The 12,728-nt window shown below is 69.0% G+C and carries 11 protein-coding genes and 3 pseudogenes; 6 read left to right on the plus strand and 8 right to left on the minus strand.

Features of this window, described 5'->3' with window-relative positions; genetic code table 11:
* Positions 1-8 precede the first annotated feature (8 nt).
* From OHO27_RS01330 to OHO27_RS01340, 3 genes and pseudogenes are all read left to right on the plus strand, one after another.
* Positions 9-2,185: pseudogene (locus OHO27_RS01330) on the plus strand (beta-galactosidase).
* A gap of 48 nt (positions 2,186-2,233) precedes the next feature.
* Positions 2,234-4,039 (plus strand): RICIN domain-containing protein, encoded by a 1,806-nt coding sequence (locus OHO27_RS01335; RefSeq protein WP_328419473.1) that lies wholly within the window; start codon positions 2,234-2,236, stop codon positions 4,037-4,039.
* Positions 4,040-4,397: 358 nt separating this feature from the next.
* A pseudogene (locus OHO27_RS01340) lies at positions 4,398-4,798 on the plus strand (chromate transporter).
* A 93-nt stretch (positions 4,799-4,891) separates the two neighbouring features.
* Here OHO27_RS01340 and OHO27_RS01345 read toward each other — a convergent pair.
* Both OHO27_RS01345 and OHO27_RS01350 read right to left on the minus strand, forming a co-directional pair.
* On the minus strand, positions 4,892-5,551 hold the full coding sequence (locus tag OHO27_RS01345; protein ID WP_328419475.1) for a response regulator transcription factor: 660 nt from the start codon (positions 5,549-5,551) through the stop codon (positions 4,892-4,894).
* A complete protein-coding gene (locus OHO27_RS01350; protein WP_328419477.1) occupies positions 5,548-6,675 on the minus strand; it encodes a sensor histidine kinase in 1,128 nt (375 codons plus the stop codon). The genes OHO27_RS01345 and OHO27_RS01350 overlap by 4 nt, the downstream gene beginning before the upstream one ends.
* A gap of 229 nt (positions 6,676-6,904) precedes the next feature.
* Here OHO27_RS01350 and OHO27_RS01355 point away from each other — a divergent pair.
* Positions 6,905-7,302 (plus strand): annotated as a pseudogene (locus OHO27_RS01355) (DUF6223 family protein).
* 800 nt (positions 7,303-8,102) lie between these two features.
* Here OHO27_RS01355 and OHO27_RS01360 read toward each other — a convergent pair.
* Positions 8,103-8,567 carry an STAS domain-containing protein gene (locus OHO27_RS01360; protein WP_328419479.1) on the minus strand — a complete coding sequence of 155 codons (465 nt, stop codon included), beginning with the start codon at positions 8,565-8,567 and terminating at the stop codon, positions 8,103-8,105.
* A gap of 232 nt (positions 8,568-8,799) precedes the next feature.
* On the opposite strand from OHO27_RS01360, the gene OHO27_RS43035 reads away from it, so the two are divergent.
* Positions 8,800-9,150 (plus strand): DUF3662 domain-containing protein, encoded by a 351-nt coding sequence (locus tag OHO27_RS43035; protein WP_443059686.1) that lies wholly within the window; start codon positions 8,800-8,802, stop codon positions 9,148-9,150.
* Between the two features lie 264 nt (positions 9,151-9,414).
* Here the strand turns inward: OHO27_RS43035 and OHO27_RS01365 are convergent, their stop codons facing one another.
* Positions 9,415-9,759, minus strand: coding sequence for a MerR family transcriptional regulator (locus OHO27_RS01365; RefSeq protein WP_328419481.1), 345 nt, complete (start codon positions 9,757-9,759; stop codon positions 9,415-9,417).
* 919 nt (positions 9,760-10,678) lie between these two features.
* Between OHO27_RS01365 and OHO27_RS01370 the strand changes: the two genes are divergently transcribed.
* Positions 10,679-10,834, plus strand: a complete 156-nt coding sequence (locus OHO27_RS01370) for a DUF6131 family protein (RefSeq protein ID WP_328419483.1) — start codon at positions 10,679-10,681, stop codon at positions 10,832-10,834.
* 349 nt (positions 10,835-11,183) lie between these two features.
* On the opposite strand, the gene OHO27_RS01375 is transcribed toward OHO27_RS01370, so the two are convergent.
* The 4 genes from OHO27_RS01375 to OHO27_RS01390 form a co-directional block, all read right to left on the minus strand.
* Positions 11,184-11,507, minus strand: a complete 324-nt coding sequence (locus tag OHO27_RS01375; RefSeq protein ID WP_328419485.1) for an FAD-dependent oxidoreductase — start codon at positions 11,505-11,507, stop codon at positions 11,184-11,186.
* Positions 11,408-11,632 carry a DUF5133 domain-containing protein gene (locus tag OHO27_RS01380; RefSeq protein ID WP_328430315.1) on the minus strand — a complete coding sequence of 75 codons (225 nt, stop codon included), beginning with the start codon at positions 11,630-11,632 and terminating at the stop codon, positions 11,408-11,410. The genes OHO27_RS01375 and OHO27_RS01380 overlap by 100 nt, the downstream gene beginning before the upstream one ends.
* Before the next feature lie 280 nt (positions 11,633-11,912).
* Positions 11,913-12,062, minus strand: coding sequence for a hypothetical protein (locus OHO27_RS01385; protein WP_328419486.1), 150 nt, complete (start codon positions 12,060-12,062; stop codon positions 11,913-11,915).
* Entirely contained in the window at positions 12,062-12,412 is a 351-nt protein-coding gene (locus OHO27_RS01390) for an ester cyclase (RefSeq protein ID WP_328419487.1), read from the minus strand. Before OHO27_RS01390 ends, OHO27_RS01385 begins: the two co-directional genes overlap by 1 nt.
* Between the last annotated feature and the right edge of the window lie 316 nt (positions 12,413-12,728).

Consider the following 12,728-nt stretch of genomic DNA (forward strand, 5'->3'; position numbering starts at 1 on the left):
TTCCCTTCATGGCGGCTCTGCCTGCCCGCGTCCTGTTCGGCGCCGCGTACTACCACGAGTACCACCCCTCTCATGGCCCGGAACGGCCCGACGAACGCCTCAAGACCGACCTCGACCTGATGGCCGACGCGCACGTCACCGTCATCAGGGTCGGCGAGTCGGTGTGGTCGACATGGGAGCCGGAGAACGACGTCTTCGACCTCGACTGGCTCCAGCCCGTGCTCGACGGCGCCCATGAGCGCGGCATCTCCGTCGTCCTCGGGACCCCGACGTACGCCGTACCGCCGTGGCTGGCCCGCCAGTACCCGGAGATCACCGGCGAGCAACGCACCGGCGAGCGCATCGGCTGGGGCGCCCGCCAGGAAGTCGACTTCACCCACCCCGCCTTCCGCTTCCACGCCGAGCGCATCATCCGCAAGGTCGTGGCCAGATACGCCGACCACCCGGCGGTCATCGGCTTCCAGGTCGACAACGAACCCGGCCTGCACCTCTTCCACAACCACGGCGTCTTCCAGCGCTTCGTGGACCATCTGCGCGACAAGTACGGCGATGTCGAGACCCTCAACCGCGAGTGGGGCCTGGTCTATTGGTCCCACCGCCTGTCGACCTGGGCCGACCTGTGGACGCCGGACGGCAACGCGCAACCGCAGTACGACGTCGCCTGGCGGGAGTTCCAGGCCCGCCAGGTCACCGAGTTCATCGGCTGGCAGGCCGAGATCGTGCGCGAGTACGCCGGCCCCGAGCAGTTCGTCACCACCTGTATCTCCTACACCCGCCAGGGCGTGGAGGACGACGAGCTGACCGGCCGCCTCGACATCGCCTCCGGCAACCCGTACTACGCGATGCAGGACGGGCTCCTGCTGCCCGATCCCACGCCGGACGACCACGAGCAGATCTGGAAGACCACCGGGGTATGGGCGCTCCAGCAGACCGCCGACTGGATGTTCTCCTCCCGGCAGGAACCCTTCCTGGTCACCGAGACGAACGCCGGCTCCATCGGCTTCCCCTGGGACAACCGGCCCGCCTACGACGGCCAGTGGCGCCAGGCCGCGTGGGCGCTCGTCGGGCGCGGGGCCCGGATGATCGAGTACTGGCACTGGAACACGCTGCACTTCGGCGCCGAGACCTACTGGGGCGGTGTCCTCCCGCACACCGGCCGCCCGGGCCGTACGTACGCCGAGCTCGCCCGCCTCGGCGCGGAGTTCGAAGCGGCAGGTCCGCTGGTCGCGGGGCTCGAACCGGACGCCGACATCACCATGGTGTACTCGACGTCCAGCAAGTGGCTGATGCAGAAGTACCCGCCGCTCGCCAAGCCCGACGGCGAACCGGACGCGGCCTCCTACCACCGCATCTTCGACCCCTTCTACCGCGGCGCCTTCGACGCGGGCCGCCAGGTCCGCATCGTCCATGCCCGCCAACTGCACGACCCAAGCGGACAGCGGGAGGAGCTGACTCCGCAAGAGGCCGTCCGCCGCCACCCTGTTCTCGTCGTCCCGGCCCTGTACATCGCCGCTGACACCACCCTCGACTGGCTGGCCGCTTACGCCCACGCCGGAGGCCACCTCGTCCTCGGCCCGCGCACCGGCTACGCCGACCACGAGGCCCGCGCCCGCACCGAGCCGGCCCCCGGACGCCTCACCGAGGCCGCGGGTGTCCACTACGACGAGTTCAGCAACCTCCGCCAGGACATCCCGGTGCGGACAGCGCCCGACAGCCCGTTGAACCTGCAGCCGACCGCGACGGCGACGCGCTGGGCCGACGGCCTCACCGTCACCGGGGCGGAGGTGCTCGTCACCTACGACCACCCGCACTTCGGCCGCTGGCCGACGGTCACCACACGCCCGCACGGCGCCGGCCGGGTCACCTACGTCGGCACGGTCCCCGGCCGTGACCTCGCCCGGGCACTGGCCTCCTGGATGGCACCGGCCCCCGCAGCGGGTGGCCGGACCTCCCCGCCTCCGTCACCGCGACAACCGGAACCTCCCCCGACGGACGCCGCGTCCACATCGTCCACAACTGGAGCTGGAACCCAGCCCGCGTGCAGGCCCCCGTCGACCTCACCGACGCGTTGAGCGGCACGTCCGTTCCCGCGGGCACGGCACTGGACCTCGGCGTGTGGGACGTCCGCGTGCTCGTCTACGCCGACGCCGACATCACCTCGATCCCCGCAGACGACCGTTCCTGATCCGTCCGCAGCGGTCAAGCACCGTGTTCCCCCCCAGAAGGAGAAGCCATGAAGAGAAGAAGGCTCGGACTCATACTCGGAAGCTTCACCGCGGCGTCAGGGCTGCTGGCGATCACCCTGACGAGCGCGCAGGCGTACGACCCGACGGGCGGAACCCTGTACCAGCTCGGCAGTGAGCCGTGTCTGAAAGGGCGGGGCAACTGCGCGGTCTACCCGAAGTCGGCACAGCTGGAGAGCGGACGTCTGATCGCGTCCTTCGAGAAGTCCACCGTCGTGCCGGAGACCGGAAGCGCCGACAGACAGACCCTGCCGGTCCACAAGAGCGACGACCACGGAACGACGTGGCAGCCACTGTCCGAGGTGAAGGCACCTGCGTACATCTCCAGCGACGCCAAGTACGCGAAGTACACCAGCAACTGGACCAACCCGTACCTCTACACGCTTCCGCAGGATGTCGGGAACCTCAAGCAGGGCACCCTGCTCCTGGCGAGCATCGTGTCGGGCGACGACCAGTACTACAGGGAGCACAAGGCGGCCGACCCCAACTGGACGCCGTCCAACGACGGAGACCGCAAGGACCTGGCGATCGCCCTGTACTCCAGCACCGACGAAGGTGCGACGTGGAACATCCTCAACATCGTCGCGACCGGCGGCTGGCAGGGCGGCAGCGCGGGCGCCCTCGGACAGAACATCGCCGACGCGAACACGAACAAGCAGGCGGACCCCCTCTGGGAGCCGTACCTGATGGTCTACAAGGGCAAACTCGTCTGCTACTACTCCGACGAGAACGACTACCTCAGCTTCGGCCCCAACACCGGCGTCCCGAAACCGGACCCCGCGAACGGCACCGCCAAGGACTCCCTCGGCCAGATCCTCGTCCACAAGACCTGGGACGGCCGCAGCGCGAACTGGAGCAACCCCGTCGTCGATCTGGCGGGATTGACCCAGGACATGGGCGGTGGCAAGACGGAGATCGGAGGCGGGCGCCCTGGTATGACGAACGTCGTCCGGACGACTGACGGCAAGTGGATGCTCCCCTTCGAGTACTGGGGCGGCGGAGCCAACACCAGGTACGTGATCGCCGACAACCCCCTGGACTTCTACCGAGGGTCCGCCACCGGCACGGACATCGCCTCCCTGCCGGTCGCCGCCGGCTCCCGTCCGCTCGCGAGAGGCGGTAGTCCGGTCATCATCAAGCTTCCCGGCGGCCGCCTGGTCTACAACGCCGCCGGCAGCGGCAACGTCTGGGTCAACGAGACCGGACGCAGCGACGGCGTGTGGACGGAGTACCAGACGACCTCACAGGCCGGCTACAGCCGCAACCTTCAGTACGTTGAGGGCACCGGCCGCATTTCCATACTCAACAACCAGGGCACCTCGACACTCAAGTTCGCCGAGGTCGACCTCGGCCACTCGGACGGCGCCTACTACCAGCTGGCGAACCGGAACACCGACCAGGTGATCGGCACCACCAACAAGACCAACGATGCCAACATCGGCAACGGGGACGTCCCTGACGTCCGCCTGGAGGACCCCGGCTCGGCGGCGAACGTGGACACCCAGTACTGGCACGTCGTGACCGAACCGAACGGCGGCAAGACCCTGCTGAACAAGTCGGGTGGCCGCGCGGCAGCCATCTGGACGGGCAACGCCACGCCCGGCCAGCGGATCGGCCAGTGGGTCGACAACAGCGCCACCGGCAGCTGGAAGCTCATCAAGACCGACGACGGGTTCTACAAACTGCAGTCGGTCAAGAACACGAGCCTGTATCTGACCGGCGCGTCCGACGGGGCGCCGCTCACCCTGCAGACGGCAGCCACCGGCGGATCACAGGACTGGGAACTCGTTCAGTAGGCCCCAGCCAGCGGGTGAGGAAGAGGCACGCGTGGCGGCTGCGCGGCAGGCTGGGCGCGCTGGTCGGCGGGGTGTGTTTCATCGTGCCAGGGCTGGTTCTGATCCTGGCTCTGGCTGCACTGTTCCTGACCGGGGATCCGCCGCTGTGGGTGCTCGGGGTGGCCGCCGGACCAGGGGCCGCGGTGGCGGCCGCGGTGCAGGCGGCGGGAGCTCTGGTGCCGGCCAGCTGGAAGCGGGCCGGCGATCGACGCGCGGCACGAGCAAGGTGGGTCGGCTACGCGGCCCCAGCGGCAGGGGGCTGGGGGCGCTGGCCTGGGCGGCGTTCAAGGTCGGGGCGCTGTCGTACGGCGGCGGCTTCGTGATCATCCCGCTGATGCAGGCGGACGCATTGGACCGGTATCACTGGATGAGCGACGGGAAGTTCCTCAACGCGGTCGCCCTCGGTCAGATCACCCCTGGGCCGTGGTACAGACGGTGGCCGTGGTCGGTTACGCCGCAGCCGGGCGCGTCGGCGGGCTGCTCGCCGCCGTGGCGGACTTCGCACCGTCGTTCCTGCTGGCGATCCTGGGCGGGTCCCGGTTCGATCGGCTGCGCAGCAGTGCGTCGGTACAGGGATTCTTCACCGGTGCCGGCCCTGCTGTGATCGGTGCGATCGCCGGATCTGCGATCCCTCTCGCCCTCGTGCTGCACCACGGCTGGCAGTTCGGTGTGCTGGCGGCAGCGGCGGTCTGGCTGCTGGGACTGACGCGGGCGTGGTGACCGCCCTGCTGGGAACAGGTGCGCTCGGGATCGTGGCCGCGCTGGCCGGCTGGCCGGTCACCTGACCCTCCCCGCGCAACAGCTGCCCGGCTGTCAGCGGTTGCGCGGGGCGACCAGACCGGATTCGTAGGCGAGGACGACGAGTTGGGCCCGGTCGCGGGTGTGGAGTTTGGTCATGGCCCGGTTGATGTGGGTTTTCGCGGTCATCGGGCTGATCACCATGTGGTCGGCGATCTGGTCGTTGGACAGGCCCTGTGCGGCCAGGGCGACCGCTTCGCGTTCGCGCGTGGTCAGCTCCTCCAGTGCAGTACTGGTGATAGGGAGCGGCTGGGTGACGTACCGGTGGATCAGCTTGCGGGTGATGGACGGGGCGAGCAGAGCGTCGCCGCGGGCGGCTACCCGTACGGCGTGCAGGAGATCCTCCGGCACGATGTCCTTGACCAGGAACCCGGCGGCACCGGCGCGCAGCGCGTCGAAGACGTACTCGTCCATGCCGTAGTTGGTCAGCATGACGACGTGCACCCCTGCCAGGGCCGGGTCCGCGGCGATGCGCCGGGTCGCCTCGATGCCGTCCATGACCGGCATCTGGATGTCAATGAGCGCGACGTGGGGCAGGTGCTCCTTGACGAGCATCAAACCCTCTTCGCCATCGGCGGCTTCGGCCACCACCTCGATGTCGTCCTCGAGGTCGAGCAGCGCGCGGAAGCCGCTACGGATGAGCGGCTGGTCGTCGACCAGCAGGACACGGATCATGATGCTCGTTCCACAGGGAGTTCGGCCTGGACGGTGAAACCGTGCTCGGTGCGCGGCTGCGCGCGCAGCCGGCCGCCTAGGGCGGTGACGCGTTCGCGCATGCCGAGCAGCCCGATGCCGGGAGCGGGGACGTCACCGGGGGCGGCCTTGCCGTCGTCGTCCACCTGGATGGACAGCGCGTCGGGCCGGTATTCGATCCGGACCGTCGCGGTGGTGGCACAGGCGTGCCGGGCGGTGTTCGTCAGCGCTTCCTGGACGATGCGATAGGCGGTCCGGCCCACCGCGGCCGGCACGTCGTGCCGTTGCCCTTGGATCGTCAGCGTCGCGTCCAGGCCCATCGAACGGGCGCGCTCTACCAGTTCCGGTACGTGCTCGAGACTCTGCGGCGGAGTCGTGTCGTCGTCGCGCAGGGCCTCCAGAGTCGCGCGCAGCTCCCGGGTTGCCTCCCGTCCGGCCGTCTGGATCGCCAGCAGTGTCTCGGGCACCTGCTCGCCGCGCCTGTGGGCCACGTGGACGGCGACCTCGGACTGCACCTTGATGATCGAAATCTGGTGGGTGAGGGAATCGTGCAGCTCCCGCGCGATGTGCAGGCGCTCCTCGTCGGCGCGGCGCCGAGCGGTCTCCTCTCGGGTGCGCTCGGCATCGTCTGCCCGCCGCTCGGCCTGCCGCAGCGCCTCCCCGGCGGCAAAGGCGGCAATCAGCCAGGCGAGTTCCAGCACGTTCCGGGCCTGTGCGAACGCCTCGCGCGCCGGCCCGTCGTGGAAGGCCAGCGCCGTGAGAGGGAGGACGACGAGCAAAGACACGGATGCCGTCACCGTCAGGGCACGGTACCCGGCCCGCACGGCGCCGTACACCGCAACCAGGTACGAGACAGCGAGCACCTCAAAACCCGCCGCCTCGTACCCCACCGCGCACAGGCCTGTGACAGCCAGCACGGCCATCGGAGCCCTGCGCCGGGCGACCAGCGCCAGACCGCCCGCCGCCAGCAGCACGGCGCCGAAGAGCTCGCGCTCCCCGGCCGGGTGCTGCCCGGACAACCCGGTTCCCAGCAGCAGTGCCGCCACACTGACGGCAATCGCCCAGTCCATGGCACCGGCCGGGACACGAAAACGCCCTGTGTCCATGCGCGCACCCTAGCCGGACATCGCCGGCAGCGAGTCCCGCCCGCGGACGGGCGGCCGGCTACCGCACCCGCGGTACATGCCCGCCGCCTGCCGCGTGCGCAGCAGTCAACTGCCACGGCGACGGCAGTCCGAAGAGACTGCACCCGCTGGACGACCGGGAGGGCGGTCGGCAGGCACGCTCAAACCACAGCGAAACCGCGGAATTCGTGGCACGAAGGAGGAGAGTGGCATGAGCGCAAGAGATGTCCTGACGGTGGCCGCCGAGGGCGGAGTCATCGGCGACGGGCGGACGGGGGCCAACCTGGCTCTTGGGGTGGGGCTGGTGGGCGTGGCCATTGGCCGGCTGGCCCTGGCCCGGGGCACCGGCCGTATCAGCACCGGCAGCGCGCGCACCGGCGCCACGGCGGCCATTGTGGTGGGCCTGGTCGGAACGGCCCTCGCGGCGCTGCACCTGGTCACCTCCAGCGGGGTCCCGGCACCGGCAACGGGATGGTGGGAGCCATCGCGGCCATCCCATTGGGGCTGATCGCCATGGCACTCGGCTGGCGCGCTCTGTCCCACGCCCGACGCATTGAGCGGACCGCCGACCGCTTCGAACACGAGCGGGAGTTCGGGTCCACCTCGTAGGCACTCTTGGCCGACCGACCATGTGCCTGGCCGACCATCCCGTCCCGCTGGTAGCGCTGGCGCCGCTGCTTTGATGCCGCTGGCCGTCACCGGATACCCCGCCGCCGTCAGCTCGGCTGCCTTGGCCCGCCGGCGCTGGGCCAGCGAGTGCTGCTGCGGGTCGAACTCCAGCGCGGCTTCGTCCCGTCCGGCGCACCGGTAGCAGACCGTGTAGGCCTCCACGATGTGCCTCTCCCTCAACGGGCCTGCCCTCCTCACATGCAATGTCGAAATCACCGCAACGGTGCGAGCTCTTGGGCTATCCGGTGAGCGCTAGCCCGTTCCTCCTGTCTGAGTGACCTGTCGGGTGTGGTCTTCGTTGAGCTGATCGCGCCTAGAACATCCGCCCTCTGCGGATGCGAGTGTTCGTGAGGGCCCGGATGACAGCGCCCGGTCCCGGGCCCTCGCCCCCTCTTTACGGTGCCGGGGGCGCACAGCGAGGGACTGACACACGACACGCCGACCCGCCCAAGCGAGCCTGGGGCGTCCCGGCGGCCTTTCTGTTTCCTGAAGCCAGCTGCCTCTGGACACCTTCCTCGCCCAGGTCGCGGAACGCGCAGACCAGGTCCCCCCACAGGTGGCCAGGGCCGTCCAGAACGTGCTGGAAACCATTGGCGCTCACTGACGGGCGAGGACCGCACCGATTTTGGCCCGACCGCTGCCCAAGCAGTGCCGACCGCTGCTGACCGCAATCGAGCCGGCCACGGAAGCCCTCACACCCGAATCCGGGGCTGAACATGCCGCCGCGCCCGTGCCGGCCCTCAGTCGGCCTGGATGCCGCGCTGAGAGTCAGGCTGCGGCTGCCGTGGGTCGCGGCCAGCGCCCTCCCAACTGTGCGGCTCCGGAGGCCAGGCGGGGCGATGGGCCGCGGGCAGGTCCTTCAGCGCCTGGAGGACTGTTGGCCGGACCGGCAGTAACTCTGTGCTGCCCGTTTGCATCAGCAGCTCCGTCAGGCGACGCCCAGCCCCGGCCAGAAGGAGCATTCCGTTCCTGCGTTCCAGTAGCCAGCGGATGGCGAGAAGGCAGTTGAGCCCCCGAGAGTCACAGAAGACGAGAGCCGTCACGTCCAGCACCAGGTATCGATGCCCGGCGCCCACGGTGGCGCCGAGCGTGCGCAGGAAGAACTCCTCGCAAGTTTGGTCGAGTTCGCCACTGACCCGCAGGACCGCGCAGCCGTCGCACCCGGCAACCTCGGTGATGGTCAGACGGTGAGTCTGCGTGGACATCGCACCTCCATCCGGCCCTCATGTGCAGGACCGACACGGTGGGTTCCTGCGCGTCGGCACTTCACGCGGGCCGATCGAGCACCCGCAGTGAATCCCGCTCAGGTCACCTCGTCTCCATGCGCCATGGTGGGCTCCGGGCACAGTCTGACTCGATACCCGTATGGCTGCGTATGCCCCGCATTCCGGCGGGCAGCGGAAACGGATGAGATTTCTTGTCGGCCTGGAGCGCACCATGGAGCGATGGTCCAACGTCATGTGGGAGTCACTGGTCCCTCGTGCCACGAAGCGTGCCGAGGTGGTGGGGATACTCCGCCGCGAGTGCGACGACCGCGCTTTGATCCTGGACAGGCGGCGCACCCTGGTGCCCAACGCCTTCGTTATCGAGCTCCCGCCGGAATCCCACCGACGGCTGACCGACGACAGTGCCCAGGTGGCAGGGCACCTCGCGGCTCAAGTTCGCCGCTACGCAGCACAGCAGGGATATACCTTCGCCGGGCCCGTCGCAGTTGACCTGGCGTCGGCCGATGACGCTGGTGTCGGTCGCTTCCGTATCCGAAGCCGCCTCGCCCCCCATCACAGGTGACGAGGCATCCGGCGAAGCCGAACCCGTATGTCCGCTTCTGTGCGCCTACGCGTGATCGGTGCGGATGCGGAAAACAGCCCGCAGGACGGACACCCCCGATCGGGGATGGCCGGACCGCACTCGTCCCGAAGACCCTGCCCGCCGGCCCTGACAGACAGACCCGGGCGCGGCCCGCCCTCAGGTGGCCCGCGCCTGAGGCGTGCGCCGTTGCGTCATCTTGCGCCAGCAGCAGGGATATTCAGAAGCTGGCGCAGGGTGTCCTGATCAAGGTGAGGTCTTTGACTGCGACTCGTCACGTTGGGTGCGCAGTTGCTCGTTGATGCGCCGGGCTTCCTCGAGCTGATCCTCGAGGATGACAATGCGGCAGGCCGCCTCGATGGCGGTGCCCGCGTCGACGAGCTCGCGGGCGCGGGCCGCGATGCGCAGCTGGTAGCGGGAATAGCGGCGGTGGCCGCCTTCGGAGCGCAGCGGGGTGATGAGGCGGTGTTCGCCCAGCGCGCGGAGGAAGGCGGGAGCGGTGCCGAGCAGCTCGGCGGCCCGGCCCATGGTGTAGGCGGGGTAGTCGTCATCGTCGAGTTTGTCGACAGGACGGGAACCAGTAGGGGGCATAGACCTCTTCTTTCGGCGGACGCGTCGGGGGGCCCGGGTGCCGAACGGCACCCGGGCCCCGAGCTTTCAACACCATCTACCGGCAAACTACGCCGGCCTTCTTCGTCCGCAGGTTCCGCCTGGGAGGGCGAGACTGCGGGGATCGCGAATGCGTGACCGGGGACCACCTTCCAATCCGGGGCCTGCGTACCCGGGCGGACTTCTTCCTCGCCCGGGCGATCCTGATGGCGTCTGCTCCCTTACCTTCGGTTACTCGGCCGTACTGCTGGGATAACGCGGATACTGCTCGCGACTCTCGAGCCGCGTCCTGTTGACCTGCATGCGCGGCAGTTCGTGTCTGCCGCACCCACTCGACTTCCTGGGTACAACAGAAACGATAACGTTGCGGCGAGCCAATGTCTACTGTGACTGTGACAGGTTTTCTTCAGGGCTGATCCGTGAAGTCCCGCTGGAGATACGTCCGGAAGTTTGTTGCCCGGGTTTGACCTGTCCGGCGGACACACGCTGAGCCTGATGGCAGAACCGACCCCGGGCGGGCGGTGGCGCATGACCGATGCAAAGACCACCCTCACGCAAGGCCCAGGACCCCCCTGTGGTTGTTGGAGGGCGAGAGTCCCGCTGGTATCGCGGTCCGCTACCTGCGGGACCACCGCGCTCGGGCGGGGCTGAACCACACGTCCTTCATGAACTCTTTGAGGGTGCCTTTCACTGTTCCCCAGGAGGGCTTGGACAGAGTCCTCGGAGTGTCCGGTGGCCGCAGCTCCACCTGCTCGTCCGGCCGGGCCTCCAGCGCCTTCGTGGTGTCGACCTGCTGGCCGGCCTCGCACAATTTCCCAGGTCATAACGGCACGGCACCGCTTCCCTAACGCGGCGTTGCGGTCCACAGTGAAAGAAGCACCATCGCGCACTGGAGGCAGTCATGCTCCTTCTCGGCATCATCCTGCTCGTTGTCGGCTTCGTTACCGGCATAGCGATCCTGTGGACGATCGGACTCATCCTCGCGGTCATTGGCGCGGTCCTGTGGATCATGGGATCCCTGGGGCACGCTGTCGCCGGCCGTCGCCACTATTGGTGATCTTCTCTCCGACCATCGCCTCGGCGACATGCCGGCCGCCGGACCGGGTGAAGCAGGCTGCCCGGACACGCAGCCGACCAGCCATGACAGGCGGCTGCGGCTGTGCGCTGACGCGTTTCGCCGTCATGCCCTGCTCTCCCTTGCTGGACGCGAGATGTGTTCCCGATGATCACAGGCCGTAATGAACCGTCAGTCGCTTCCTGTCCAGCCGCCGTCCGCGCCATACAGGAGCGCTCGCGCATCAGCGCGCTGAGGGGCTTCAGTGCGCCGGGAGTAACCGTGTCCCTGCATCAGCGGTGCAGGGGCACTTGCTCGCGGGGCTCCAGGCGCAGAGGGGCGCCTTGGCGGTTCAGGGCGCGCTGGACGAGGTGGTGGGGCACGTCGCGGGGGTGCGGGAGAGGCGGACGGACAGCGCGGCGCAGACTCCGGCCGCCTGCCCCGTCGCCATCGCGATGGGCATGACGCGGTAGGAGGAGTGCGCCACGTGTGACGATGCCGGAGCCTTGCCTGCACGCCACGGCAGCTCGGCGGATGTGCCGTCTGGCAGTTCCTCCGAGGCAGCCGGGCATGGCTTCAACACTGGAGAGGGTGCAGGCGTGTCATCGCATCGGCCAGCTGCCGGCGGGCCACATAGAGCGCCGCGTCCAGCTGACGAGTACCCGTGACCACACATAGCGTGTACGTCACATCCTCGAGCTGACGCCGGATTTCCGGCCCGGCACCGGACGCCAACCGCCGGCGCAATGTGTCGCAGCGCTCGACCAGCTCCCGCAGGAGCGAAGGATGCGCCCTCAACATGACGGCCACCTCCGTCCTCACCCCTTCGGACTACCCCCGCTACGGTCCCAGCCATCAGCCCCGCCCGCATCCGGAAGCCGTCACCCATCTAGTCATGCTTGCCGGACGGGAGTGAGGCCCTACGAACCATGCGGGACCGTGGCGCGCCTAAAAGTCGAGCGGCGTTTGCCAGGGATCGCTCTGCCGCTGGGAGAACGGTGCGGCCGGGCGAGCGGGCTCCAGCAGCTCGCAGACCACGGAACGGGCACTGCAGGAGGCCGGGGCATGGACCGAAGGTGATCTACGCCCGGTGGGCGGAGTCGGCATCGTCGGTGTCCGCAGCGGCCATGGCGACCTGGCGCGCGGCCGCGGCGGCCCGTATCCGGTCCAGGGGGATACCGGCCTGCTCGCACAGGGTGGCCAGGTCGAAGTAGATCGCCTCGCCCGCCATCAGCCCGTCTTGGAACGGGACGATGTTGGCGAAGGGCACCTCAAAGGCGCCCCCTCCGGGGGTATCCCGAGCCACTCCCCGCGGCTGGTGCCGCGCAGAGTTCCCCAGACGGCGAGGACGCCGTCGCCGAAGGCGATGCCCTCATCCTCGGGGGTGAGGTCTGGGAAAGCAGTGAAGTACTGCTGCTTGTAGGCGGCGCCCACCGCGTCCCTTCCCCGGCTGCACAGCCCGAGCGCCTTCGTCTCGAGGAAGCAGTCCGCGACGAACGTCCTGAGGATGCCGTCGATGTCCCGTGCCATCTCCGCCTCGCGGTGGGTCTCGAAGAGGCGGCGCATCTCGGTGCTGTCCATACCAGCACTCACTCCTTCGGCACCTGGTCGGGCCGTCCTTCCTCGATCGTAGGAGGGCACCGACTGGCCGACCACCGGGACCGCCGGGCAAGCGATCATCAACCGGCGCTCGCCGCGCTGAGGCCGGAGCAGGAAGCGGAGACGCCGCCAAGGCCCCTAAGCCTCCTCTGGACCTGCAGGGCGTTGCGGCACGGGCACGGTGCGAAGGCCCGCACGGGCTCTGTGACGGTCACCAGGGCCCACACGGGGGGCGGCTGGAGGACGGGGCCGGGGTGAAGCTCAAAGTGTTCGTGTCGTACACGAAGACCATGCGCGG

Source organism: Streptomyces sp. NBC_00443 (assembly GCF_036014175.1).
Lineage (GTDB): Bacteria > Actinomycetota > Actinomycetes > Streptomycetales > Streptomycetaceae > Streptomyces.